The following is a 25,047-nucleotide window of genomic DNA, read 5'->3' on the forward strand; positions in this document are numbered from 1 at the left end:
ATGCTGATGGACAGCACAACGGTTACTTTTGCCGAAGCTAAAGCCCATCTTAGCCAGCTCACGGAGCGCGCTGCGGCCGGTGAAACGGTCATTATCACCAAGCGAGGCAAACCAGTAGCGCAGCTATCAAGGCCTGCCACATCTCGCAAACCTGTGGGCTTAGCCATGCTGCGCCGCCTGACGGAGAGTATGCCAAAACAATCGGAGGAGGCAGACCGGTTCATGCGGCGACTGCGCGATGAAGCGCGTTATTGATGTACTATCTGGATACCAGCTTGCTGGTTGCCGCACTCACCAATGAGCCACGCACCCTCGAGACGCAGGAATGGTTGGCGGCGCAATCACCCGAGGAATTGGCCATCAGCGATTGGGTGGTGACCGAGTTCTCAGGGGCATTGTCGGTCAAGGTGCGAACAGGGCAACTGTCGGCTGCGCACCGGGCCGATGCCTTAGCCGTATTCGTATCGCTGACCCAAGCGTCATTTGCGCTTCTTTCAGCATCGCGACTGGACTTTCAAACCGCCGCGCGCTTTGCGGATCAATACGCGACGGGACTGCGTGCCGGCGATGCCCCGCATCTTGCCATCGCGGCCAATCACGGTGCTCAAGTGTATTCCCTAGACCGCCAACTCCTGCAGGCGGCGAAACCCTTGGGCGTCAGCGCCGCCTTTCTGTAACTACTACGTCCTCACATGGAACTCGCCCATCGGCTTGATGTGAGTGAGCGTGTGGTGCGCCGGTGGGTTAGCACTGATTTGAAGCCGTCCAATAGCAGCGGAAATCCTCGAGAAGATCTCCAAGGCTAACGATTGGTTGAAGACGGTGCATTAGAGCGTCAGCTTCGGACCATCAGCTGCCCTTAAAGGGCGCAACGGTGTGCAAGTGGTTTACCGGGCCGTCCCCGTGTCCCAACGCAAAGGCACTCTCCAGCGCGTGCTGCAGATAGGCGCGCGCACGCCGGACCGCCACCGCCAGTTCCAGTCCTTGAGCGAGACCGGTGGCAATCGCCGAAGCCAGCGTACAACCCGTCCCGTGGGTGGCGCGCGTCGCTATCCGCGGATAGATCAGATACTCCACACCAGCGGCACTAGCCAGCACATCCACAACTTCAGTACCTCCCGGCTGATGCCCCCCTTTGAGCAACGCAGCCGGGCAGCCGAGCGCGAGGAGCGCCTGGGCGGCCTCCATCATCGCCGCACGACTATCGATGCGCTGCCCCAGTAATACTTCCGCCTCGGGAAGGTTCGGAGTCACCAGCGCCGCTTGGGGCAACAAGATATCGCGCAGTGCGGCCACGGCGCAGCCGTCAAGTAACCGATCGCCGCTTTGCGCGACCATCACGGGATCGACCACTATGGGCACCGTCGGGGCCAGCTCGCTGATCACGCGGGCCACGGTCTCGATCGCCGGCGCTACATGGAGCATGCCAATTTTGATGCAATCCGCGCCGATATCCGTCAGCACCACTGCGATCTGCTGCTCAATGAAGCCGCAATCCACCGGCATGATACCGTGTACGCTGCGGGTATCCTGAGCCGTCAGTGCGGTAATGGCGCTTGCAGCATAACCTTGCAGACAAGTAACCGTTTTGATATCAGCCTGGATCCCGGCCCCACCCCCGGAGTCCGAGCCGGCAACGATCAGAACACGTGCGGGCGTTATGACTCACCTCCTCCAGACTTACTCATGCCCGGCGCGTATAGCTGGCGGGCCGCATTACGATCGACCTTCCCGGCCCCGGTGAGCGGCAGACGCTCGACATAGACAATATGCTTCGGCACCTTGTAACCGGCCAATCGTTCATGCAGGTAAGCCCGTAATACATCAACCTCGGGCGGCGCGCCGCTCGCCACGACCACGGCCATAGGCGCCTGGCCCCAGCGCGCGTCGGCAACACCGAAGATCGCGGCCTCGGCGATGTCAGGGTGCTCCGTGAGCACCCGCTCGATCTCCTCGGGCGAGACATTCTCGCCACCGCTGCTGAATTGATTATCTACCCGCCCGACGATATAGACATAGCCGGCGTCGTCCTCGCGCGCGAGATCGCCCGAGTCGACCCACCCCCCCTCGAGCAGCGCTCGCTCGGTGCGCTCGGGTTGGCCGAGATAGCCATCGAAGTTATGCGGGCTGCGCAACAATAATACCCCCACCTCACCGCGGCGCACTGGTTGATGGCTTTGCGGCTCCACAATGCGGTAGTCGCAGTGGAAAAAAGCAGTGCCGACGCTCGCGTGGCGGGCCCGAACAGCCGCCATCGACGTTGGACTTTGGCCGTGCATAAAATTCGATGGCCCGGCCTCGGTCAGGCCATAGGCTTGGCTCACCGGTATGCCCCGCTCCCAAAAAGGCCGCATGGCCGCTTCCGAGCAGGGTGCCCCAGCGGAGGTAACCCCCCGTAATGCGCTCAGATCCGCCGCCGCAAACCCTGGCTGCTCAGCCATAAGCTTGAGCATCGCTTCGACGGCACCGAGGTGACTGATGCGCTGCTCTTCGATAAGCGCCAATACCCGAGCCGGTTCGAACCGACGGATGAGCACCACACGGCCACCTGCGTGGAAGACCGGGGTGAATGTATTCCACCCGCCGATATGAAACAGCGGAAAGAGCAGCAGCTCGCGCCGACTCGCCAAACCCTCCGCCGCCGCCAGGATGAGTTCGAAGGAATTCCAAACCATCTGCCGGTGGGAGACAATGCAGACCTTCGGTGTCGCGGTCGTCCCGCCCGTGTGAATGAGCAGGTAAGGATCGTCGAGCGCGAGCGCATTGTTGACCTGCCGAGGCGGAGTGCTCAGCACCTCCCGCTGATAGGGCGAATGTTCGGCCGCGTAGCGGATCGTATCGACCAAGCACGCCGGACGGATCAGCGAGTCGCATAGCTCCGCGAAGGTCTCCTCGTAGAACAGCACCTTAGGTTGAATACACTGCAGCAACTCGCTCAGTTCGGGCTGGCGCAGCCGAAAGCTCAACGGCGCCAACACGACCCCGAGCTTGCCGGCTGCCAAGTAGAGATCGATGGGCTCGATGCGGTTGCCGCCGATAAAAGCGATCCGATCCCCCTTAACCAATCCCAGGGCATCGCGCAAATAGGCTCCGACTCGGTTGGCCCGATCGTCGAGCGTAGCGAAGGTATAGGACTGACCGCTATCGGCGTCTACCACGGCGCTGCGCTGCGGCGTCAAAGTGCAGCGCCGACCCGCCCAGTCACCGACCCAGTCCATCGGCAACGCATCGTAGCTGTAACCCTTTACCATGCGCCCAGGCCTCTCAAAACGAAAGCCAACCGGGATCCATCGGCCCGTTTGCCGCTCGCGGGCATGCCCCACCCCACCTTGCCACGGCCGTCAGGCCCGTTACCATAGGCAGCTATCGGCTCCGCGGAGGATGTTGCATGAGCGATGCGTGCGAGTTGGTGGACATCGGGGTCAACCTGACTCATCGGCGTTTCGACCGGGATCGTGACGAGGTCATCGAGCGCGCCATCGAGGCCGGTGTCACCACATTGATTCTGACCGGCGCTGACCCGGATGGGTCGAAAGCGGCCCTGGAGCTCGCCCGCCAGCGCCCTGAGCTGCTGTGGTCAACCGCCGGCGTGCATCCCCACCACGCCCGGGAGTGGAGCGCCGAGACAACCTCGGAGATTCGAGAGCTGGCGGCGGATCCACGGGTGGTCGCCATCGGGGAGACGGGATTGGATTTCAACCGTGATTTCTCGCCGCACTCGGTACAGGAGCGGGTATTCACCCGACAGCTCGAGCTGGCCGTCGAGCTGCAGCGACCGGTGTTCCTCCACCAGCGGGATGCCCAAATGCGCTTCCTGGCCATTCTCCGTGACTACCGCGATTCGCTGGCCGAGGCCGTCGTACACTGCTTTACGGGCGGACGCGAGGAGCTCTGGCCGTACCTCGATCTCGATCTGTACATAGGTATCACCGGTTGGCTCTGCGACGAGCGCCGTGGTGGGCTCCTGCAATCCTGTGTCCGTGATATCCCAGAGAATCGTTTGATGATCGAGACCGACGCCCCTTACCTTACGCCGCGGGATCTCGAACCCAAACCCAAAGACGGGCGCAATGAGCCCGCCTTTTTGCCCCATATCCTACGCCGCCTGGCGCAGCTGCGCGGCCGTGACACGCGGCAACTGGCGAGCACGACGACAGCGGTGGCCCGACGCTTCTTTCGACTTGGCTAGGGCTCAGACCACGCTTAACTCAAGCAAACACCGCTCCGCCCTCGAGTTCCCGCGGCAGCAAGCGCAAGGCCTGCATGATCACCTCGACACCGGCGCCGCTGCGCGGGCCGCGCGCGCTCAGATGGGATCGCCACGCCCGCGCCCCCGGCATGCCCTGATATAACCCCAGGAGATGCCGGGTCATGCAAGAGAGGCGGGCACCGGCCGCGAGCTGGCGCTCGATATAAGGTAGGTAGGCGTGAACCAACTCGTGCCGTGTGGGAACGGGACGGGTGTCGCCAAAAAGCCAAACGTCGGCCTTGGCGAGCAGATATGGATTCCGGTAGGCCTCGCGTCCGAACATCACGCCATCGACACTCGCCAGCTGCCCCTCGGCTTGCTCCAAGGTACGCATACCGCCGTTGAGCACGATCTCAAGCTCGGGGAAATCCCGCTTGAGACGCCATACCCGATCGTATCTCAGCGGCGGGCGCGCGCGGTTCTCCTTGGGACTGAGGCCCTTCAGCCAAGCTTTGCGAGCATGCACGATGAACGTTCGGCAGCCGGCGTTGGCCACGTATTCGACGAACTCAGCCAGTACCGCGTAGTCATCCTGTTGGTCAATACCGATGCGGGTCTTGACCGTAACCGGCAGGGTGGTGGCCTGCCGCATAGCGGCAACCAGCTCGGCCACCAAGTTGGGCTCGGCCATCAAGCAGGCACCGAAACGCCCCGCTTGGACGCGTTCACTCGGACAGCCGACATTGAGATTGACCTCGTCATAACCATAGGCCTCGGCCATACGGGCGCAATAAGCGAGTTGGCGAGGATCGCTGCCGCCGAACTGAACCGCCACGGGGTGCTCCTCGCTATTGTAGGCGAGGAGCCGCTCACCACGACCGTGCCACACTGCTTGGGCCGGCACCATCTCCGTATAGAGCAGCGCATGGCGCGAACACAGGCGTAGAAAATACCGTGCATGGGGATCAGTGCAGCCCATCATGGGGGCAACCGAGAACCGCCGGGTGATTAGTGTCCTCGCCATGCCGGTGCACCCTGAATCTCCAGACCAAGCCGCGCCATACCCGACTTTGCGCCCGTTTGCACCACTCGGCGGCACCGCCCCATTGGGCGTGCTTTGCACCGGGGCGCCTGTCGGCGGAGAATGATCGACATCCAATAAGGCGCCAATACCGCTTGGCGGATGCTGACGATTAACGAGCCTGCATCAGAACACCCGCGGCACCTACTCGGGCAAATGCGCTCGCCGAGCAGGGCGATTCCCTGGCCCTGCTTAGGCGAATGCCCGCCAGAGCGAGCCGCGCGGGATATAGCAACGAACCAAATGATAGATGCCACGATTGGTGCCATGCTTCAGGAGGTATATGGATACATGAACGATCACCAACTTTACCAAGACTTGATGGATGCGGTAACCAAGGCAACTTACAACAATAACTGGGCCGAGGCGAACCGGGTCGGCGCGCAGTTTCGAGAGCGTGGTCTGATCGCCGTTTTCCGCGCCGAAGACAAGACAGTTTATCTCTTACTCGAAGATGAGGCAGAGGAACATCTCAAACCGGGAGACCGAATCCTCGGTGGCGATCCGCCAAGCCCGACAGAAGAGCCGTGACCGAAAAAACGAGCAACAATTGCCCCTCGCCCGTAAAATGTGGCACCCACCGCAGCCGCCCACAAAACCAGGCGATAAACTGCTCAATAAACGAACACACAAGCAGGTAGGACAGGCAGTGCAGGGGGACACAACAATAACGGTGGAGCTGCTCGAGACCAGCGGCTGCCGGCTATGTGGCGAGGCCGAGATGATCGTGCGGAGTGTTTTGAAGCGTCGGCGCCACGTGCTGCGCGCGGTTGAAATCGCTGGCGATCCGCTACTCGAAAGCAGCTATGTGGTCCGGATACCCGTTTTGCGCCGAACGGATTCCGGCGCCGAACTCGACTGGCCGTTTGGCCCAGAAGATGTCTATCGATTCCTACTTTAGGGGACCGGAATGGGGGCCATATCAACGTGGCGGCGAGGATTGGCGCTCGCCACTCTCATACTTTTCGCATCGGCCGTACGCGCCGACTCAAGGGTTTGGGTTCTCATCGACACCCATCGTGATCGAGCCGAAGTCCTGCGTGGGGATCAGCCGCTCGTGCGCTTCCCCAATATCTCATGGGGGCGAGGTGGTGTCGCGCCGGTCCACACCGCAGGCGATGAAACCACTCCTTTGGGTCATTACCGCATCACCCGAATCAAGTATCACAGCCGTTTCCATGTCTTCCTCGAGCTCAATTATCCTACCCTGACTCACTTGGATCGGGCTTTTCGAGACGGTATCGTCGATACTATGACCTATCAGGATCTACTCAATTATGCTCTCGCGCACGGCCAATTGCCGCAGGCCACGGAGCTTGGCGGACACATCGGCATTCACGGGCTGGGCCGAGCCGATCCCGCCATGCACGCCCGGTTTCATTGGACCCAGGGCTGTATCGCTCTGACCGATAACCAGATCGACCGCCTGCTAGACTACGTGCAAGTGGGAACACCCGTCGTCATTCGGTAACAGTTCTTTCCATTCGGTAACAGTTCTTTCGATGAATTTTTTTTTCATTAAAAACAAAATATTATATTGATACCCCAGCATTGAAATGGTTACTTTCATAGAAAGGGCTTGAAACGCTGCTCGGGTATAGTAATGATTTCAGGTAGCGGCGGTCGCATAACGCCGCGCCTCGTAGCCTAGAAATGGAACTCGACAGAGCCGTGAGGGCAACGGCTGGTCAAAAAGAAACAAGGAGATTTTTCATGTCCCGGACGCTGAAAACAACCCTGAAGCTCTCCACCGCGGTGCTGTCGCTATTCTTCGTGGCGGGATGCGCCGATGTACCCCAAACGCTCTCTCAATCGGACATCGAAGGGGTAAGCAACCAGGCAATGCAGGCCAACCAAACCGCGCAAAACGCCAAAGCTCAAGCCGAAGCGGCCATGGAAGCTGCGACCAAGGCACAGGAGATGGCTCAGCAAGCGCAGGGCACAGCCAAATCGGCGCAGTTCACGGCTGATCAAAACAGCCAAAAGATCGACCGCATGTTCAAAAAATCAATGTACAAATAAATTCAGGACTGGCCCAAACCACCCGGAGCCCCGCTAAGCGGGGCCTTTCGGGGTTTGGTGGCCGCGTTCCGGACCCGCTCGCTTCCTGGAGCGGGATGGTGCATTGTGATTGCGGCTTCCCGGACAGCTAAAATTGGAACGAAACTGAATGGCCAACATACTCTTTAGTGGCCGCTGGAAGGCGGCCGCAATTATCGTACTCATCCTGCTGCTCATCGGCTTCGGACTCTCAGTCTATTGGAACCGCTCACCGGATTTGTTCAATGTAGTGAAGGCAGCACAGCAACGTGTGCCAGACGGAGTCGATCCCACCAAGGTGCCGGGGTCTGTTATGACCGCGACGCTGGCGCAGGCCGTCGAAGTGCTGCTGAACAAGCCCGGGGGGTATCTCAGTAACGACATCACCCCACCGTCCATCTTGATGGATGACATGGCCAATTGGGAATTCGGTGTTGTGATGCAGGTGCGAGATCTCGCTCGCTCCTTGCGCAACGATATGAGCCGTTCGCGCTCCCAATCGGCTGAGGATAAAGACCTCGCCATTGCCGAACCGCAGTTCAGTTTCCCCAACGACAAGTGGATTTTCCCCGACACCGAAGGCGAGTATAAAAAAGGCGTAAAAGCCGTAGACCGATATCTGGACCGGCTGGCGAACGGGGATGCGCAGTTCTTCGCTCGTGCTGATAACCTGAAGGAGTGGTTGGCCCTCGTAAGCAGGCGGCTTGGAAGCCTATCGCAACGCCTCAGTGCCAGTGTCGGAGAACACACCTTCGATGAAGGAACGGCGGGTGCGCCAAGCTCGCGCCACGCAGACGAGGGATCCCAGCAGCAGATTTATAGCAAGACACCTTGGTTGCACGTAGACGACGTGTTCTATGAGGCGCGCGGCTCGGCGTGGGCGATCATAGAGTTCCTGCGGGCGGCTCGAATCGACTTCCGGGACATCCTCCAAGATAAGAATGCCCAGGTATACCTGCGCCAGATCGTGCGCGAGCTGGAATATTCCCAGCGCACCGTATGGAGCCCGGTAGTATTGAATGGCAGCGGGTTTGGGTTTACGGCGAATTACTCCTTGATCCTAGCCTCCTATTTGGCCCGGGCCAATGCCGCACTACTCGAACTGCAGAAGCTGCTTGCGGAAGGCTGATTACGACGGTCGAAGCCCTGGGTACGGTCGATCGCTTAGCAGACTGGGATGGCGCAGCGGCAACGGTAGGATCCGCCCGTTGCCGCGCACTTCGAAAGGAAAACCACCGTCGAAGACCACCAGCGAGCCTGGCGGCATAGTGGTCCATGTTTCGTTGCTAGTTAAAGGGCGGGTGGCAATGACGGTCACCACATCGTCGGGGGTGGTGACTTTCGCGAAATCCACCGTGAGTTCGGCATCCAACAACCTTGCCTCGCCGAACGGCGTGCAGCGGGTAAGCCAAGCCAGATGAGTGCTGCAAAAAGCATAGAGCACGCGACCGTCGCTCATGAGCATATTGAAGCTGCCCAGGACGTGGAGCTCACGCGCTAATTCCGCCAGGTAGCGCCAGAGCGTCTCACGACGTCGCGGCGGACCGGAAAATCGCTCTCGCAGCCGGCCCAAGAGCCAGCAGAAAGCGTGCTCACTGTCGGTGGTTCCCACCGGGCGATAATACTCGCTCAAGGGCCAGCGTTTTACCCTCCGCAGCTTGCCGTTATGGGCGAATACCCAAGGCCGCCCCCAGAGCTCGCGTTGGAAGGGATGCGTGTTCTCGAGCGCAACCCGGCCATGAGTGGCCCGGCGGATATGGCAGATCACGTTGCAGCTCTTGATCGAGTAACGCAGCAGCAAGCGAGCGATCTCCGAGTCGACACTGGGCCTGGGATCCTGGAATAGGCGACAGCCACGCCCCTCATAGAATGCTACACCCCAGCCATCGCGATGAGGCCCAGTGTGGCCGCCGCGACGCATCAAGCCCGTAAAGCTGAAGCAAATATCAGTCGGGACATTGGCGCTCATCCCCAAAAGCTCGCACATTGCGGCCGATCTCTCGTCAAGGCGTTCACACAGGCGCTCGCATGGAGTCACACTGCATGTCCAACAGGTGGCAAAGATTTCGCAGAATCGCGGCAGTGGCACCCCATATATAGTACGCCTGATACGGTATGGCCCAATAAGCAATCCTGCGCCCTCGGGATATCAACTCCAGGGGTTGATAATTGTTCGGATCAAGCACGAATGCCAATGGGACCTCGAAGATTTCGGCGACTTCAGCCGGGTCCGGCACCAACTCTGCGCTCGGTTCGGCAAACCCCACCACCGGATAGACCATAAACCCCGTCCCGGTCCGATAGCGGGGCAGCTCGCCCGTCAATGCCACCGACTTCGGCGGCAGTCGGATCTCCTCCTCAGCCTCGCGCAATGCCGCGGCGGCCGTCGAGGCGTCAGTGCGTTCGATGCGCCCGCCGGGAAAGCTGATCTGCCCGGCATGCTCGCGCAGATGAGCCGCGCGCCGCGTCAGAATCACCTGAATTCCTCGGCGACGCTCGACCAATGGAACCAGCACCGCCGCCGCGGTAAGATCTTGCTGATCCGGCTCCGCGTCGAGATGAGCTTCCTTGGCAGGCGCGCGGGCAAAGCGCGCTTGAACCCAGTGACGATCGTATAGGGTGTCCCGTGGTGCATCCATAAGCTATTGATATAGAATACAAGCACATTATACAGATCAGCGGGTTGACTAGCTTTGCAGGCGGATTCCCGAATGCTTTCCCATCCGCTGACTTGCATCTTCCCGCCCATTGGCCTAACTATTCAACTAAAGAAATAACGGCATGATCCGCTTACGATATCAACAATCAGCGAACAAGGACGTGGCCCGCAAAATGCACACCTATTCGCTCGCGTTTTTGACAATGGGAATCTCCCTCCTGGGCTTGCTCGCCATACCAAGCGTCCAGGCAGGCGATACGGCGCGGATGGGTTGGCGCTCACCCCTGCATCCTCAGTTCGAATTGACCGCCCCACTCTCTAGCCAACTTAATTTCCGTTTTGGATTCAGCCGTTTTGATACCTCTTCAGCGACCGACCAACTCCAAAGCGCATTGGCCAACGAGGCGACGCCCGTTTTCTCAGCTTCCGCACTCGTCGACTGGCAAGTGCTCCCAGGCGGCCTGCACCTAACCGGCGGCGCACTCTATGACGACTTGGGCTGGTCAAACTCAGGGCAGACCAGTGGCGTCACCGCCATGGGCCGCTATCGCTCGACCCGCAATGGCGCTCTGCACCAAGACCGCGATTATTTGGACAAAGTCAAACCCTACCTTGGGCTCGGGTGGCGAGATCAGTTTGGGCCCGATGGGAGTTTTCGGCTGCAACTGGACCTCGGATTGGTCTTCCAGAGCGTACCGCCAGGTAACGCAAATTCGCCAAGCTCGGACTACATGGACAATGCGAACGCTGATGCCAAGTTCGGACCCACCTTCCAAAATTTCTACTATACACCCATGTTCTCTGCTGGTTTCCGCTACCAATTTTAATCGTGCCGTCGACACGCGATGCCTCTGACCCGAGTCTACTGAGCGCAACGGATGACGGCAGGTGCAGAGTTGACGCACGTCGAATCGAAAATGCTGATTGCGAGTAATCAATTCGGCATACTGTGCAAGATCTGCGTTGCGACGAGGGAGCAGCCGTGGCCGAATCCATCTTGGATCTACTGAACGCCCATCGTGGAATCGTCTGCGCAGTTGGTGCCGGCGGCAAGAAGACCACGCTGTATCGCCTTGCTGCTGTACATCCTGGCAAAGTCGGAATAACTACTACAGTGTTCATGGCGCCCTTCCCAGGCGCGCTGCAGGCCGCACGCGTTATCGCGCCCCAAGCAGAGCTCCCGACGGCGGTCATTGCAAGTGCTCGGGAAAATCGTCAGGTACTCTTCGCCTGCCCATCCGAAAAAACAGGGCGCCTTGGCGGATTATCGGTGGATGCCGTGCAACCGCTGCACGAGAGCGCCGGATTTGACCTAACCCTCGTCAAAGCCGACGGTGCAAGGATGCGGCAAATCAAAGCGCCGACAGCGCAGGAACCCAACATTCCGTGCGGTACCGGGGTGGTACTATTCCTCGTTTCCGCCGGTGTTATCGGCCAACCTCTGGATGAGGCGGTTGCACATCGTGTCGACCGCTTGGAGTTCGTTACCGGCGCGCACCGTGGTGAGCCCATCGAGCCACGGCATGTGGCCCGACTACTGACTTCCGCAGCCGGAGCGCGGCAGAATGTGGAACACGCCCAGTTAATCCCTGTCATCAATCAGGTCGACACCCCAGAGCGGCGCCGTCAGGCCCGCGCGGTGGCCGAGCAGGCCTTGGTCGAAGGTGAGTTTCTAAACCGCATTGTGCTCACCTCGATGCACAAGACCAACCCCATAGTAGATGTCATCCGGCGTGCCTGAGCTGACCGCGCACCTGTGCTAGTCTGATTCTACGACTAAGCTGGGTCGGCGCCCCGGCAAAACCATACAGCACTGGCTGTATACGGCGTGGCCCTTTTAAGCCAACGCACCGTAGCGAACGAGCCAACCCGTACTTGGCCCCGACTAAGATCACTTTAGAGGGGAGGCGAGACCATGAGCGGAGATTACCCGCTCGATCGTATTACTGGCGTAATCCTGGCCGGCGGCCGCGCCACCCGCATGGGTGGTGTGGATAAAGGTTTAATATCGCTGAACGGGCGCCCTTTAGTGGCTCATGTACTGGCCGCCCTGCGACCGCAGGTTGCAACGGTACTGATCAACGCCAATCGCAATCTCGAGTCCTACGCCGAGTTGGGCTGTCGCGTTATAGCCGACGTTCAGCAAGGCTATCCCGGACCACTTGCCGGGATCGTCGCTGCACTTGAACAAGCCGAAACCCCTTGGGTGCTCACAGTCCCATGCGACGGCCCGTTGTTAGCCGCAGACCTTGGAGCGCGCCTATATCAAGCCTTGCAGAGCAGCGAGGCCGAGGCGGCCACGGTGCGCGCTAGCGAACGACTGCACCCCGTATATGCCCTGCTGCCAACCTGGTTACGGGAGAGCGCGCAAGACTACCTGGCCGCGGGCGAGCGCAAGCTCATCACCTGGCTACAGCACCGGCGGCTGGCCATCGCCGATTTCTCGGACAAAAATGAACGTTTCATCAATTTGAATACCATCGAGGAGCGTGACGCCCTGGCCTTGCAATTGGCGGGTGATCACTGCGGAACCCGGAGGAAGGCATGAGCACGACTGGTGGCGAGATCAAAGCGCAGAAGGGATGCGGCCATGACGGTCCGTCCATGTCGGTGGACGAGGCGCGACGCCAAGTTCAGGCGGCGCTGCAACCACCGGCGGTGGTGGTGCAGCTACCGATCAGGGACGCGCTGGACCGAGTGCTCGCCGCAGACATCCACTCTCCAATCGATGTGCCCGGTCACGCGAACTCGGCAATGGACGGCTACGCGCTGCGCGCGAGTGATCTCGAGGCTCCTCTGGCGGTGATCGGGACGGCATTTGCCGGTCATCCCTTCGACGGCGAGGTCGGCGCCGGCGAGTGCGTACGCATCATGACCGGTGGAATGCTACCGGCAGGCGCCGACACCGTCGTGATGCAGGAGCGGGTGCGCCGCGAGGCAGACCGCGTATGGGTCGAGGGCGAGCACCGGCTGGGCGAGAACGTCCGACCGGCCGGTGAAGATCTCGCCAAAGGCGCGATCATCCTGCACCGAGGTCGGCGTCTAACGCCGGCCGATCTCGGATTGCTCGCCGAGATTGGACAGGCTGAAGTCGCAGTGCACCGCCGCCTGCGGGTGGCCTTCTTCTCCACCGGCGATGAGCTGCGCAGCGTGGGTGAGCCGCTGCGGCCGGGCGAAATCTATGACAGCAACCGCTACACACTGCATGGCATGCTGCAACGCCTCGGCGCCGAGGTGCTGGACTTGGGCGTCGTACGGGATAACCGCGCCGCACTGGCACACGCGTTGGATGCCGCAAGCGCTAATGCCGATGTCGTAATCACCTCAGGCGGTGTTTCCGTCGGCGAAGCCGATTATGTCACCGAGTTGCTTGCGGCGCGCGGCACCGTCGAATTCTGGACGATCAACATCAAACCGGGCCGACCGCTCGCCTTCGGCCGTCTGGACGATGCCGCATTCTTCGGCCTACCGGGCAACCCGGTCTCGGCCATGGTCACTTTCTACCAAGTGGTACAACCGGCATTGCTCTATCTGGAAGGCGAAGCGCCCTACGCTACCCTACCCGTGACCGCCCGCTGCGCCGCTGCGCTGCGCAAGAAAGGACGCCGCCGGGAATACCAGCGGGGTGTCCTTTCCACCGCAACTGACGGCACGTTGGAGGTGCGCAGCACAGGCGCCCAAGGCTCAGGTATTCTGCGCTCCATGAGCGAGGCCAACTGCTTCATCGTGTTGCCCGAGGAGTGCGAAGGCGTCGCCGAGGGTGAATGGGTCACCGTGGAGCCTTTCGCCGGCTTGGTTTGATGTCCCAACTCCCAGTCCCGGTGCCTCGGCTGGGTCAGCACAGCCCCGGCCCGCCCACTGCAGACTTATACCCTGAGCCCGACTCGGTAACAGGGCAGCCGTGCCGTCGCCGGCGTTCATCCCGGAGAGGGGTGTTGGAAGCGCCGCTTGTCGGAGATCATTACAGTTGGTTCATACATTTGCAGCACTTGCGATTTCGCTCGCAGTAGGGCTTCTGATCGGGCTCGAACGGGGCTGGGAGCAACGCGACGAGGAAGAGGGACAACGCGTTGCGGGCATTCGAACGTTCATGCTAATCGGTCTTCTGGGGGGTGTCACGGCGCTACTGGCCGTGCGTTATGGCGCCATAATCCTGGCCTTCGGCATCCTTGGCGTTGCGGTGATCAGCAGTACCGCCTATTTCGTCACCGCCCAGAGCAGCCGCCAATACGGAATCACCAGTCAGGGAGCCTTTCTGGCCACCTATGCTCTGGGAGCCGCCGCCGCCTCAGGCTACCCGGAGGCGGCGGCGGCGGCGGCCGTGGTAGTTGCCATCGTGCTCGGCCTCAAAGAGGAGATGCACAGCTGGCTGCACCGACTCGACCGCAACGAACTGATCGCCGCGCTACAACTAATGATGCTTTCTATCGTAGTGCTACCCTTGCTCCCCAACCGCAGCCTCGGACCGTTAGACGCGGTCAATCCGTTTCGAATCTGGTGGTTCGTCGTCTTAATCGCGGGGATCTCTTTCATCGGCCACTTTGCCATCCGGATCGCCGGACCGGGGCGGGGGGTACTGCTAACCGGCATGCTCGGCGGGCTGGCCTCTTCCACCGCATTGACACTCAACTTTGCCCGCTTCGGCCGCGGCCGCCCCGCCGCTCATCCGCTGCTGGCAATCGGCATCATGCTCGCGACCGGCACTGTCTTCCTACGCGTGACGGCCTACGTCAATGCGCTCAGCCCCACCCTGGGGCTGCACCTGCTGCCACCCCTGCTCAGTCTGGCGCTGCTGAGCTACGCCATCGCCATGTTGGCCTGGCTGAGCGAACGCGGCAAGTTGGTACCGCCGACATTGCAGCCCGGCAAGCCCTTTAAACTCCGGGTGGCGCTGCAATTTGGCCTCATCCTAGCCCTGATCGCACTGTTAAGCGAGGCTGCACAGCAACTGTTCGGCGAGACGGGGATCTACGGCCTGGCAATCGTCGCTGGTCTCTCCGGTGTCGATGCCATCACATTGTCACTGATCTACATGGCGGAAGGCTCCTTGCGCATGGGAATCGCCGCTAAGGCGGTTCTGCTGGCCGCCGCCTCTAACAGTGTCATGAAGGCCATATTGGTCGCCTTTCTCTGTGGCGGCTCGCTCGCCCGGCGCATCGCCCTCTATGCCATTGCCTTGCTGAGTGTCACGGCACTATGGGTTTGGTCGATTCCGTAGTGACAGCATCGACGCAGGGCCTGGTTACATGGCTGTAATAGCGATGCCTTACACCGCCGGTCCGCTCGGCAACCGACTATTTATCCTGTTACCTATGCGATAAATTGCATTCGATCTGAGCCGCCATCCGTCCCTTTTCTATCACCATTTCGAGTGTGCAATCCGTGCCGACAATCGATTATCTGATGAGTCTGCTCGACCCGGTCATACCCTGGCTAATCACCCTTTCCGTGATCACATTGTTGATCAGCGTGATCGCCGTGCCCTGGGTCGTCACCGTTGTGCCCACCGATTACTTTACCCACCGTTCCCGCCGCCGACTGCACCGCCGGAGCAACAACTCGCCGATCATTTGGCTCTGGCTCATGGCGAAGAACCTGCTCGGCGGGATTTTGGTGATTCTGGGCCTGATCATGCTGGTAGCACCCGGACAAGGCATACTGACCATACTGATCGGCCTGGGCATAGCCGATTTCCCCGGCAAATATTACCTAGAGCGGCGGCTGATTGGTCTGCCGGGTGTTTTGCGCACCGTCAACTGGATTCGCCAGCGTCACGGCCGCCCCCCACTGGAAGCACCGCCGCCTTGAACGGGCTCGGCATCACACCCGGCGCCATCGAAGCCGGCGACCGGAGCAGCCACGGCTTGGGAGGAAACAGCGGGGCCCCTCCTCACTCGTCTAACGGTAATTCTTCGCACCCCTCTGGCATGCGCTGAATACATTCCCTGACGGCTTCACGTTTCCAGATTCTCAGTTGTACTGGAAATTCTCCATTTTTCACCTAGCGTTAGAGGTAAGGACACTATTCAGACGTGGCCAAATCGCCAGCGGCCCGCCGCAGGAGGGCTAATTAACGATACCCACCAAGAGCATAAGGGCTACAACCTTGCTCGCATTAAGGCTAAATCTTATTCTTCGACACAAACAGAGAGGCCCACGCCATACGTTACTAAAGAATCATTAAATTAAACAATAACTAAGGCTCACTACGACAATCAAACGAACGGTTTAACAAGAAAATTCTATAACTAGCAAACTCCAATCCCATCATGGCAGGAAAATTACGCCCACACCCTTTGCTTGCTGTTATTCGGACCGGAGCAACAATAATGTTAGTTCGCATATCACACGCCTGAATGCGAGCTAACAGCGAACCCGCACGGAATGGCTATTGCTGCACGCTCAGGGAGAAGGTTAGGGCACTTGCCTGAGGGGAAGCTTACAGTGGGGATTGGTCTCATGCACGGCCGAATCCGTCTCAAAGGTAAGCATCCACTGGAAGGAGGCAAGCATGAATTGGGGAGACTATACTGTCGGGATTATTAATGCGATTCCAAGCAGCTGTCTTGCAGATCAACTCATTGGTGTGTTCCCCTCTTCGATTCGCATAGCACCGCTAATGAGGGAACGGGCCGTAGCCAGCTGGGGCGACGGGACGGCACTATCCCCTAAGATAACCTCAACGCAGGCGCGGTGTGCACCCGCGGCTGCGGTGTTTTTGATCTGTGCACCTGGCGCCACCCGGGAGGCGCAAACACTGATCGCGGAAATCCGAGACTCGGCGCCAAATGCCGCACTTGTGCTTGCCACAGAAGGTGGATCACCCGAGGATGTCCTCGAGCTGCTAAAGCTCAACATCCACGATTTTGTCACTTCGCCTTTTACAGCAGTGGACATACTCCCACGCCTTTGGCGCCTGTTAGGGCATAGGCATATGCCGTACACCCCCCCCCAGCGTCTGAAATTTAGCGCCGGATTCGACAACCTGATTGGCGTAAGTGCTCGCTTCCAAGAGGTCGTTGAAAAACTCCCGCTATTCGCGAAATGTGACGCTACGATACTGATAAGCGGCGAAACCGGCACCGGCAAAGAAATATGCTCTCGTGCCATCCATGATCACAGCGCGAGAGCGAACGGACCTTTTGTCCCGGTCAATTGTGGCGCTATTCCCGCTGAGCTTGTAGAAAACGAGCTCTTCGGCCACGAGCGTGCCGCCTTCACGAGCGCTACGAGCTCACACCTCGGCCTGATCCATGAGGCAGAAGGAGGCACCCTCTTTCTTGATGAAATCGACAGCTTGCCGCCAACTTCCCAGGTGAAGCTTCTGCGCTTTCTCCAAGAAAAGGAGTATAAGCCGCTCGGTTCTAACAGAACTCACAGTGCGGATGTCCGACTAATCGCGGCGAGCAATACCGACCTCGAGGATGCGGTGCGCCAAGGGCGTTTGCGCCAGGATTTCTATTTTCGTCTCAACGTGCTGCCATTGACGCTCCCGCCCCTACGGGAACGCCTATCTGATATACCGCTGCTCGCAAGGCGTTTCCTAAGCACGTTCGCGACCAAGCTGCACCGCTGCGTTCCCCTGCTATTACCGAAGGCAGAAAGCGCCCTGATGAACTACTCGTGGCCCGGTAACGTGCGTGAACTGGAACATGTTATCGAAAGAGCCGCCATCTTGGCTGAAGCGCGGGGCGAAATCAGCGAACAAGAAATCATATTGCCTGGAGCCAATACCGCCCAGCCGTCATCCTTTCAGCATGCCAAAGCGCGGGTACTGGCAGAGTTCGAGCGCTCCTACATCGAGAGCCTCTTGCTTACTTATCACGGCAACATCAGCCACGCGGCTCGGGCAGCAGGGAAAAACCGCCGGGCCTTCTGGCAGCTCATGCGCAAACACCAGATCGACGCAAACCGTTTTCGCGTCGCTGCGCCTGATACCAGCAACTGAGCCGGCCTCCGTTCGATCACGATCCGCGCAAAACTGAGGAGACACACGGCGATCTGCCAACCGTAAGCGATACAACAAAACAGTCAGGTAGCGGTACAGGCTCTGAGAATCGGGCTGTTCGTGGTGCTGGACCGAAACATGCTGGCGGTGGACGCGTAAGCTTCCCCAATCCTTCCTCTATCTCCTATTACACTGCGGTCTCGTGTCCCCCTCGAACTGCCAGGCTGTCCGGATCGGCCGACGGACACACAACTCCCCTCAGGGAAACCGGAATCCAGCTTTCTCCTCGCGGTGGGCTCTACCACATCATGACCCCCGTATCGCCCGCAGAATATTTGAGATAAAGGCGTATCCTGAGGACATAGCGCCTGCCCTGATAAAGTCGAACGCGCATTTCGGCGTTCAATTCGCTGCCACTGTCATCGTCGCCCTCGACGAATTTCAGGTTGCCGTTTTGATCCTCGAACAGAACCATCACCGAGTCGGCTTCACCGAACGTCCGAATCGTGTAGTCGCGCGTGGCCTCGGGCAGTACCGCAAAGTTCTTCTGCTCGCCGGGGGCAAGCGACAGCACCTCTAACCCATCTTTAACGCTCTCTGCCTGATTTCGGGCTGATTTGGGCGTGTATGCGAAGAGAAGTTATTGATTCGTATAGTGGCGAGGGTGGCGCGCTGGATGTAGTGCCATAATATTTGTTGTTATCCCTTGTGCGGAGCGCCCGCCCACGCTAGCCTCGCGGGCATGTTCATCCGCCGCACCCAGACCCGCAGCACGGCCACCGGCGAGTCGTATGTCACGTATCGTCTGGTGCGCTCCGAGCGGCGCGCCGGTAAGGTCCGCCAGCGCACCCTGTTGAACCTGGGGCGGCACTTCCCAGTGGCGCAGGCACACTGGTCGGCGTTGTGTGCGCGCATCGAGCAACGGCTCAGCGGCCAGGCGGCGCTGTTCGACGAGGAGGGGAAGGGCCTCCCGCTCGCCGTCGAGCGCCAGGCCGAGCGTATTGCGGCGCGGCTGCTCGCCGAGCAGGGCGGTACGCCGGCACCGGCCGATGCTGGCGGTGTACCCGGCGGTGGGGGTGACGTGCAGTCGGTGGACGTGGACTCGCTCTCACTGGTGCGCCCGCGCTCGGTGGGCGTCGAGCAGCTCGCCCTGTGGGCGCTGCGCCAGGCGGGCTTGGAGGAGCAGCTCCAAGCGCTGGGGCTGACCGGCCCGCAACGTGCGGCGGCGCTGGGGCTGATCGTTGCCCGCATGGCCGCCCCGGGCTCGGAGCGGGCGACGTATCAGTGGCTCGCCCGGCGCAGCGGCCTCGGCGAGCTGCTGGAGGTGGACTTCGAGGCGATGAGCCCGATGCAGCTCTACCGTACCTCCGATATCCTGCTGCGCCACCGCGCGGCCCTCGAAGGGCATCTGTTCGCCCGGGTGAGCGATCTGTTCGCGCTCGCCCCGACAATCACGCTCTACGATCTGACCAACACTTACTTCGAGGGCGAGGCACCGGTCAATCCGGCCGCGCGCCACGGCCACTCCAAGGAGCGGCGCAGCGACTGCCCGCTGCTCACCCTGGCGCTGGTGCTCGATGCTGCGGCTTTGTGCGCCGCTCGCGGGTCTTCGCTGGCAATGCGGCCGAGGCGCAGACCCTCCAGGGGATGCTCACCGGCCTCGCGGCGCCCGCCGGCGCGCTTGTGGTCATGGACCGCGGGGTGGCCACCGAGGCCAACCTCGCCTGGCTGGCCGAGCAGGCTACCGCTATTGTGGTCAGCCGCGAGCGCGCCGCGCGTCGATTTAAGAGCCATCACCTCGACACGCCGCGGCAGCCGTGAGCTACTCAAAGTGCCCTCGGCTGATGGCCAGGAGTGCGCCTGTATGTCGCTCCGAGGGCCGCGTGCGCAAGGAGCAAGCGATCGCCGGGCGCCTGATGGACCGCTTCGAGGCTGGGCTCGACAAGCTTGCGACCGGACTCAGCCGGCGGGGCACCACCAAGCGCATCGACAAGCTCTGGGAGCGCATCGGGCGGCTCAAGGAGAAAAGCCGCGGCCTCGGCCAGCACTACCACATTGAAGTGATCGCCGGTGACAGCGGCGAGCGCGCCCGTGCGATCCACTGGCAGCGCCTGCCCGTGAAAGGCTCTCTGGTCACCGAGCCGGGCGTCTATTGCCTGCGCAGCAACGAGACCGGCTGGGACGAGAAGACAATGTGGCGCACCTACATCATGCTCACCGACCTTGAGGCGGTCTTCCGAAGCCTGAAATCGGAGCTCGGCCTGCGCCCGATCTTCCATCACAAGGAAGAGCGCGCCGAGGGGCACCTGTTCATCACCGTGCTCGCCTATCAGTTCGTCCAGCTCATCCGCCACTGCCTCGCCGCCCACGGCATCTGCGAGCGTTGGAGCACGCTACGCGATACCCTCGCCGGCCAGTGCCGGGTCACCGCCACGTTCAACCGCGGCGATGGCCGCACCCTGCACGTGCGCAAGGCCACCCGCGCCGAGCCCGATCAGGCGCGAATCTATCAGGCCCTCGGGGCCGATCCCGCCCCGGGCGGCGTGCAGAAAACAATCGTGTGAGCCCGCTGATTTATAAAATGAACGTAATGTAGTGCCACTCGCCGCCGCGGCCGATCTTAACTCTCTGAGTATCGCGAAGTTATTTTTGGGGACGTTAAACTTGGGCTAACTTGAACGGCTCAAGCCTTGGATTGCCCGAATCGCCCTGAGACGGATACAAGCGCCGCGCCTCTTCGAGGTCGGAGTCCGACAATCCTGGCTGGGGTCTCAGCCCATCCTGATATTCCTCCGGCTTCTCGATCAAGCCTGGTCCAAACACGTAGTGCATGATGGGAGTCAGGGTCCCATTCCGATCCCTTGACGGCGCCGGATGGAAGCTTTCTCAACACGTTGTGATATGTCCTCTCGCGCGGCCAGTTATTCGGCGGACCGCCGAAGTAGTCATACACTGCCTCCTCGTCCCAGACGATTCCAGCAAAGGGATTCTGGTGCTCGTGCGGGAAGCTAAGCGTATGTCCGATCTCATGAACCGGTGTATCCACTCCGCGCGGGTCTTGGGTAAGATCCCATCCGAAATTCATGGTGGGTTCCGACTGGCCAGGGACGTCGATCACGTCTCGCCCGACATACGACCAAGCGCCGTCACCGGAGAGGAAGCCGATCCGGATTTCGGCTTCGCTGATGTCCGCGATTTCCTCGAAGGCAATGCCGATTCCAACAGCCTTCCAAGCATCAAATCCTTGACGGACGAGCGCTTTCTGCGCATCTTCTCCTGCAAGGGGACCGCTTTTGAAAAAGGCATACCGCAACTTGCTACCATTGACCCACTTTTTGTCGAGGTAGTGAATTAGTCGGGCGCGATGCAGAGAGACGTTTCGTCCAAAGGTTCGTTCAGGAAGTTCCGGAAGGCTACAGAACCGAAAAGATTGATCGTTTTGCTTGCTTCCCTGTCTGCGTTGCCCGGTTCTCAGCTTCGCTTCCAGCCTGTCGAGCCTGCTAGCCAGTTCTTCAATTTGCTTGGAAAGGGGCTTTGATGTTTCAAGCATTGGTAACACTCCGGGTGTCCAGAGAGGGGACCCATATAACTGACCGAGTTAGTTAACAGACCGTAGAATCTTTACCTACGAACCAAAAAAAATTGTAATTGTTGTCACCATCGATTCCAATTCCAACCGTATCGATAGCCCGGATATTTTCTGCTGGTGCTCGCTTAATACGATATGGTTTACGGAATCTACCAAGATCATTACTGGTCCCCGCGCTTACCCGGCCATTGTAGAACCAGACGAAATTGTAATTATTAGAACCATCAATACCCATCCCAACGATGTCCCGGGGGCGATAGTTCCTATTATTCTCAGGATTAATGGGAAGAACGTATTTATACGGCTTACGAAATCTATCGAGATGATCACTGGTACCAGCGCTCACGAACCCGTTAGAAAACCAGACAAAATTGTAGTTGTTAGTCCCATCGACGCCCATACCAACGATGTCGCCAGGACGATATCGTCTCTTGGTTCTTGGATTTATGGGAAGTTGATATCTAGAGGGTTTGCGAAATTTACCGAGATCTTTGCTGGCACCAGCGCTCACGAAACCATTAGAAAACCAGACAAAATTGTAGTTGTTGGACCCGTCGACGCCCATGCCAACGATGTCGCTAGGACGATAGCGTCTGTTGGTTTCTGGATTTAGGGGGAGTATAAATTTATAAGGTTGACGATAGTGACGAAGATCATTGCTGGTTCCGGCGCTAACACCTGGTCCTATGTAACATTTAATTGCATCTGCATGTGCCAGGACCGGCACCGTGGTGGCGACCATCACGGCGGACAAGTAGATAAAAAAACGCAGGCGCTTCTGAATGGCCATTGATTCACTCCTCTATTCGTTTGGATGCACACGTGCGGCAACCGTCCCCAATGGAACTGGGTGGATTGCAGGTGCCCACCCAAAATCCGGCACGGCCACTTATAGCAATCCTCTTTCGGCTCACGGATGCCATCATCCCAGATCCGCCTCCAAGGCGAGCGTCGTCAAGCTTGCCCTGCTTTGCTCGGCGATCGTCTACGCCGGCTCTTAGGAAGCTCTAATGAGTGGAATGCAATCAGAGTGCCAAAGCGAGAAGCGCATTCATGCTGGGTGTGGCTGCTAGAATTAGCCGTAAATGTCCTACCTCAACGCGCGATTTATCGGAAAACAGCAAGTTCGCGCAGCAACGCCTGTTTTCGGTCGGTAGGACATTTGTCTCCTAGCCTTGGGGTTGTTTTGTCCTAATAGAATTCCGCCGCGCGCGGCAGACTGTGGACTACACTTCAGACAGGGCGGTGACTTGCCGATTCGTACGGGTTCCGTCAAAAACTCTACCCTAGTCGTCGCGGTCGCCGGGGCTAAAACGTGTGTTGCTTCCGCCTCACGCGGGCTCTCCTTGGCCGAGAAAACAAGCGGCGACGCCGCCGCGCATCCGATAATGACATATGGATGCTCTGCTCAGCCGATACCGTGTCTCGCGCTACGCGCAGGCGGCGGCTGCGGTTCAGCCCGTTAATCGCGCCAATACGGGCTTCGGATACCTTTAGCAGAAGGAGCAGACGTGGAAAAGGCTGCAATGCCGCAGCTTCCTTTAATGAATCGCCTGGCGCACTGTTTTGCCATCGCAAGCCTTATTATTTTACCGCTTGTCAATGACGCCTTCGGAGACTGCAGTATGAATGCTGACCCTGATACCGTGATCATTCAGTGGAGTAGCAAAGGCGGACTTGAGAAACCGGCTTCCGCCATGGCTGATTTAACCGTGTTTGCCGACGGTCGTGTCTTGGCCGGACCACGATTCGCTAATGGGACAGCCACTGAGCAGCAACTCTCTGAAGCCGATCTCGCCGCTTTGCGCCGGTTTGTGTTCGAGAAGCAGGATATCTGGTCGATTGATTCAGCCGCGATCGAACGTGATCTGAAAGCTTTAGCCAACTCAAGCGCCGACTCAGGATCGCGCGCCGTACCGGTTCATCCACTGGGAACGGAGACGGTCGCCGACGCGGCCACAACAGTCATTCGCGTGCGCGACGGCGTGCGCACACACCAAGTCAGCCAGTACAACCTTTTTGGTGCTGCCCGGCGGTATCCGCAAATCGACGAGCTGCAACGCTTGCGCGCGATCGAAATATGCCTTTTAGAACTGGCTGACCAAACCGCGGCGGCGGCGCGGTGAATCCTCCCCCTTCCCTCGAAAGTCGTGCTATCAGCCAGGGCAGGGCAGCCACATTGAGCCGGTTCCTATACGTTGTACCGCCCCGCCATTTACTTAGCGGTTCAGGACTGCTGTTGGAGGCAAGACAACCGGTTTAGGGCGTCTGATGATACAAGTGTTCATCGGGCTTCGGTCGCCCATGATCCCGAGTTCGGCGAGGAATAATGCAGACGGGATGACAAACTCGTCTGCCGCCTCGTAGTCTACCTCGTAGCCCATATCTTCGAAGGCCCCAACAGACATACGACTGATAGGCCGGGTGACGCCGCTCAGGAAGCCGGTAAGCAACTCGTGACCGAACACGCTTTCACGCCAGTGGCCGTCGCGAGTGCCAGATCCGCCGGTGTTCTCCACCGGGACTGCCGTCGGGCTGGGCCGGCTCGTAAGGACGGCATATTCACGCCTCGCATTGGCGCCGACAAAGACGGGATTCACCGTACCGGCGCCGACGATAAGGTCCATGTGTGACCATAAGGTGCCAAAACCCAGAACATGGCCCATCTCGTGCAGAATGACGTCGATCAAACTGTTGTCTACTTCCATGCGGTCGAGATCGGCTGTGTCGAACGACATGATGCCCTTCACCGGTAGGTTCGAGCCCGGCCGAACGTGAGTCGGACCGGCTTGTCCCAGGATCCCGCCTGGACCGTCGAGTGAAACACCCTCTGCCTCAATGAGGACGTCGTCGATTGTGATGCCATCGACGACCGCGCTCGGCAGATCACCCCTGATAATTTGAGCCCACCGCTGTGCAGCCTGGGCAAAGGCCGACTGCTGAGCCGGTGAAAGACCGCCAAGAAAACGTACTTCGATAGCGAACGGTGAAGTTTCCGTCACGTCCGTGTCTAAGCCTAGAGACCAGCGGTTAAGGGCACCGCCATCCTGCTCAGCCATATCCTCGACTTCGAGAGTCCAGCTCCCCTGCACTGCTTTCCCCCTCAATGCCAGAAAATCTCCCTCCGGGCGGAAAGTCCCGCGAAATGGCGGCTGACCATCGGTGATCGAGATCTGAGCATTGGCGCGGAAGATCGTGTTGCGGAAATCGTTGCGGAATCCGCCCCTGCGATTGACGAGGAGGACCTCGGTGCCGTCCGGACTGTAGAGCTTAATCCGCAGATCGCCGGTCCATGTGTGGTTGATATCGACATGGACTTCGAGATTTTCGACCGTCGCTTGCTCAAGATCACTGACGGCGATTTCTGATTGGATCTTGCCTGGCGGGCCGGGATGGATCGCCACCGGCTGCTCGTTAACGAATTCGTGCCGCATAAAGCCCTCCCACGAAAAATGCGCTTGAAAGTGGTGGCTTCGAAGGCAAATCTCGTCGAGCTTACCCCGGTTGCTCGGCGAGCACCTACGCCGATCTTAGGGGGCTC

Annotated in this window: 25 protein-coding genes and 1 pseudogene; 17 read left to right on the forward strand and 9 right to left on the reverse strand. The window is 59.5% G+C overall.

The genetic code is table 11. From position 1 onward, the window contains the following. The first annotated feature begins 6 nt into the window (after positions 1–6). Together NB231_RS06025 and NB231_RS06030 are read left to right on the forward strand one after the other, a co-directional pair. Positions 7–255: a type II toxin-antitoxin system Phd/YefM family antitoxin gene (locus tag NB231_RS06025; protein ID WP_040661940.1), complete on the forward strand. Its 249-nt coding sequence runs from the start codon at positions 7–9 to the stop codon at positions 253–255. Further along, positions 255–677 carry a type II toxin-antitoxin system VapC family toxin gene (locus NB231_RS06030; RefSeq protein WP_005000598.1) on the forward strand — a complete coding sequence of 141 codons (423 nt, stop codon included), beginning with the start codon at positions 255–257 and terminating at the stop codon, positions 675–677. The genes NB231_RS06025 and NB231_RS06030 overlap by 1 nt, the downstream gene beginning before the upstream one ends. A 172-nt stretch (positions 678–849) precedes the next feature. On the opposite strand, the gene thiD is transcribed toward NB231_RS06030, so the two are convergent. Then, a complete protein-coding gene (gene thiD / locus NB231_RS06035; protein WP_040661944.1) occupies positions 850–1,662 on the reverse strand; it encodes a bifunctional hydroxymethylpyrimidine kinase/phosphomethylpyrimidine kinase in 813 nt (270 codons plus the stop codon). After that, a complete protein-coding gene (locus NB231_RS06040) occupies positions 1,659–3,251 on the reverse strand; it encodes an AMP-binding protein (protein ID WP_005000601.1) in 1,593 nt (530 codons plus the stop codon). Before NB231_RS06040 ends, thiD begins: the two co-directional genes overlap by 4 nt. Positions 3,252–3,388: 137 nt before the next feature. Between NB231_RS06040 and NB231_RS06045 the strand changes: the two genes are divergently transcribed. Further along, positions 3,389–4,189 carry a TatD family hydrolase gene (locus NB231_RS06045; protein WP_005000605.1) on the forward strand — a complete coding sequence of 267 codons (801 nt, stop codon included), beginning with the start codon at positions 3,389–3,391 and terminating at the stop codon, positions 4,187–4,189. A gap of 19 nt (positions 4,190–4,208) precedes the next feature. On the opposite strand, the gene dusA is transcribed toward NB231_RS06045, so the two are convergent. Continuing rightward, the gene (gene dusA, locus NB231_RS06050; RefSeq protein ID WP_050756055.1) at positions 4,209–5,213 is read right to left on the reverse strand and encodes a tRNA dihydrouridine(20/20a) synthase DusA; all 1,005 of its coding nucleotides are present in this window, start codon (positions 5,211–5,213) and stop codon (positions 4,209–4,211) included. Positions 5,214–5,561: 348 nt separating this feature from the next. Here dusA and NB231_RS06055 point away from each other — a divergent pair, with 348 nt between their 5' ends. The 5 genes from NB231_RS06055 to NB231_RS06075 all read left to right on the forward strand — a co-directional run bounded on the left by NB231_RS06055 (position 5,562) and on the right by NB231_RS06075 (position 8,439). Next, a complete protein-coding gene (locus NB231_RS06055; protein ID WP_156776916.1) occupies positions 5,562–5,801 on the forward strand; it encodes a hypothetical protein in 240 nt (79 codons plus the stop codon). A 118-nt stretch (positions 5,802–5,919) separates the two neighbouring features. Further along, positions 5,920–6,171, forward strand: coding sequence for a glutaredoxin family protein (locus NB231_RS19435; protein WP_232210396.1), 252 nt, complete (start codon positions 5,920–5,922; stop codon positions 6,169–6,171). 9 nt (positions 6,172–6,180) lie between these two features. After that, positions 6,181–6,741 carry a L,D-transpeptidase family protein gene (locus NB231_RS06065; RefSeq protein WP_005000612.1) on the forward strand — a complete coding sequence of 187 codons (561 nt, stop codon included), beginning with the start codon at positions 6,181–6,183 and terminating at the stop codon, positions 6,739–6,741. Positions 6,742–6,983: 242 nt separating this feature from the next. Next, positions 6,984–7,292, forward strand: a complete 309-nt coding sequence (locus NB231_RS06070; protein ID WP_005000615.1) for an Lpp/OprI family alanine-zipper lipoprotein — start codon at positions 6,984–6,986, stop codon at positions 7,290–7,292. A gap of 148 nt (positions 7,293–7,440) precedes the next feature. Next, entirely contained in the window at positions 7,441–8,439 is a 999-nt protein-coding gene (locus NB231_RS06075; RefSeq protein WP_005000617.1) for a DUF2333 family protein, read from the forward strand. Here NB231_RS06075 and NB231_RS06080 read toward each other — a convergent pair whose 3' ends face one another. Beyond that, a complete protein-coding gene (locus tag NB231_RS06080) occupies positions 8,440–9,297 on the reverse strand; it encodes a class II glutamine amidotransferase (RefSeq protein ID WP_050756056.1) in 858 nt (285 codons plus the stop codon). A 25-nt stretch (positions 9,298–9,322) separates the two neighbouring features. After that, a complete protein-coding gene (locus NB231_RS06085) occupies positions 9,323–9,949 on the reverse strand; it encodes a CoA pyrophosphatase (protein WP_005000619.1) in 627 nt (208 codons plus the stop codon). Positions 9,950–10,091: 142 nt separating this feature from the next. Here NB231_RS06085 and NB231_RS06090 point away from each other — a divergent pair, with 142 nt between their 5' ends. From NB231_RS06090 to NB231_RS06120, 7 genes are all read left to right on the forward strand, one after another. After that, entirely contained in the window at positions 10,092–10,796 is a 705-nt protein-coding gene (locus NB231_RS06090) for a hypothetical protein (RefSeq protein WP_005000620.1), read from the forward strand. Between the two features lie 155 nt (positions 10,797–10,951). After that, positions 10,952–11,710, forward strand: coding sequence for a selenium cofactor biosynthesis protein YqeC (yqeC, locus tag NB231_RS06095; RefSeq protein ID WP_040661950.1), 759 nt, complete (start codon positions 10,952–10,954; stop codon positions 11,708–11,710). Positions 11,711–11,884: 174 nt separating this feature from the next. Further along, on the forward strand, positions 11,885–12,517 hold the full coding sequence (gene mobA / locus NB231_RS06100) for a molybdenum cofactor guanylyltransferase MobA (RefSeq protein WP_005000622.1): 633 nt from the start codon (positions 11,885–11,887) through the stop codon (positions 12,515–12,517). Next, complete coding sequence (gene moeA, locus NB231_RS06105) at positions 12,514–13,770, forward strand: molybdopterin molybdotransferase MoeA (protein WP_005000623.1); 1,257 nt, start codon at positions 12,514–12,516, stop codon at positions 13,768–13,770. The genes mobA and moeA overlap by 4 nt, the downstream gene beginning before the upstream one ends. 166 nt (positions 13,771–13,936) lie before the next feature. Then, complete coding sequence (locus tag NB231_RS06110) at positions 13,937–15,187, forward strand: MgtC/SapB family protein (protein WP_005000624.1); 1,251 nt, start codon at positions 13,937–13,939, stop codon at positions 15,185–15,187. Between the two features lie 164 nt (positions 15,188–15,351). After that, on the forward strand, positions 15,352–15,777 hold the full coding sequence (locus NB231_RS06115; protein WP_050756057.1) for a PGPGW domain-containing protein: 426 nt from the start codon (positions 15,352–15,354) through the stop codon (positions 15,775–15,777). 1,126 nt (positions 15,778–16,903) lie between these two features. After that, a complete protein-coding gene (locus tag NB231_RS06120) occupies positions 16,904–17,917 on the forward strand; it encodes a sigma-54 interaction domain-containing protein (RefSeq protein ID WP_232210520.1) in 1,014 nt (337 codons plus the stop codon). Positions 17,918–18,215: 298 nt separating this feature from the next. Here the strand turns inward: NB231_RS06120 and NB231_RS06125 are convergent, their stop codons facing one another. Continuing rightward, complete coding sequence (locus tag NB231_RS06125; RefSeq protein ID WP_005000627.1) at positions 18,216–18,491, reverse strand: hypothetical protein; 276 nt, start codon at positions 18,489–18,491, stop codon at positions 18,216–18,218. 168 nt (positions 18,492–18,659) lie between these two features. Between NB231_RS06125 and NB231_RS19440 the strand changes: the two are divergent. Further along, a pseudogene (locus NB231_RS19440) lies at positions 18,660–20,481 on the forward strand (IS1634 family transposase). A gap of 119 nt (positions 20,482–20,600) precedes the next feature. Here NB231_RS19440 and NB231_RS18340 read toward each other — a convergent pair. Both NB231_RS18340 and NB231_RS18345 read right to left on the reverse strand, forming a co-directional pair. Beyond that, complete coding sequence (locus NB231_RS18340) at positions 20,601–21,467, reverse strand: M12 family metallopeptidase (protein WP_156776917.1); 867 nt, start codon at positions 21,465–21,467, stop codon at positions 20,601–20,603. A 52-nt stretch (positions 21,468–21,519) separates the two neighbouring features. Continuing rightward, positions 21,520–22,296: a hypothetical protein gene (locus tag NB231_RS18345; RefSeq protein ID WP_156776918.1), complete on the reverse strand. Its 777-nt coding sequence runs from the start codon at positions 22,294–22,296 to the stop codon at positions 21,520–21,522. Between the two features lie 721 nt (positions 22,297–23,017). Between NB231_RS18345 and NB231_RS06140 the strand changes: the two genes are divergently transcribed. Beyond that, complete coding sequence (locus NB231_RS06140; protein WP_156776919.1) at positions 23,018–23,632, forward strand: hypothetical protein; 615 nt, start codon at positions 23,018–23,020, stop codon at positions 23,630–23,632. A gap of 93 nt (positions 23,633–23,725) precedes the next feature. On the opposite strand, the gene NB231_RS16690 is transcribed toward NB231_RS06140, so the two are convergent. Next, positions 23,726–24,940: a proprotein convertase P-domain-containing protein gene (locus tag NB231_RS16690; RefSeq protein ID WP_005000633.1), complete on the reverse strand. Its 1,215-nt coding sequence runs from the start codon at positions 24,938–24,940 to the stop codon at positions 23,726–23,728. Positions 24,941–25,047 lie beyond the last annotated feature (107 nt).

The organism is Nitrococcus mobilis Nb-231 (genome assembly GCF_000153205.1).
GTDB lineage: Bacteria > Pseudomonadota > Gammaproteobacteria > Nitrococcales > Nitrococcaceae > Nitrococcus > Nitrococcus mobilis.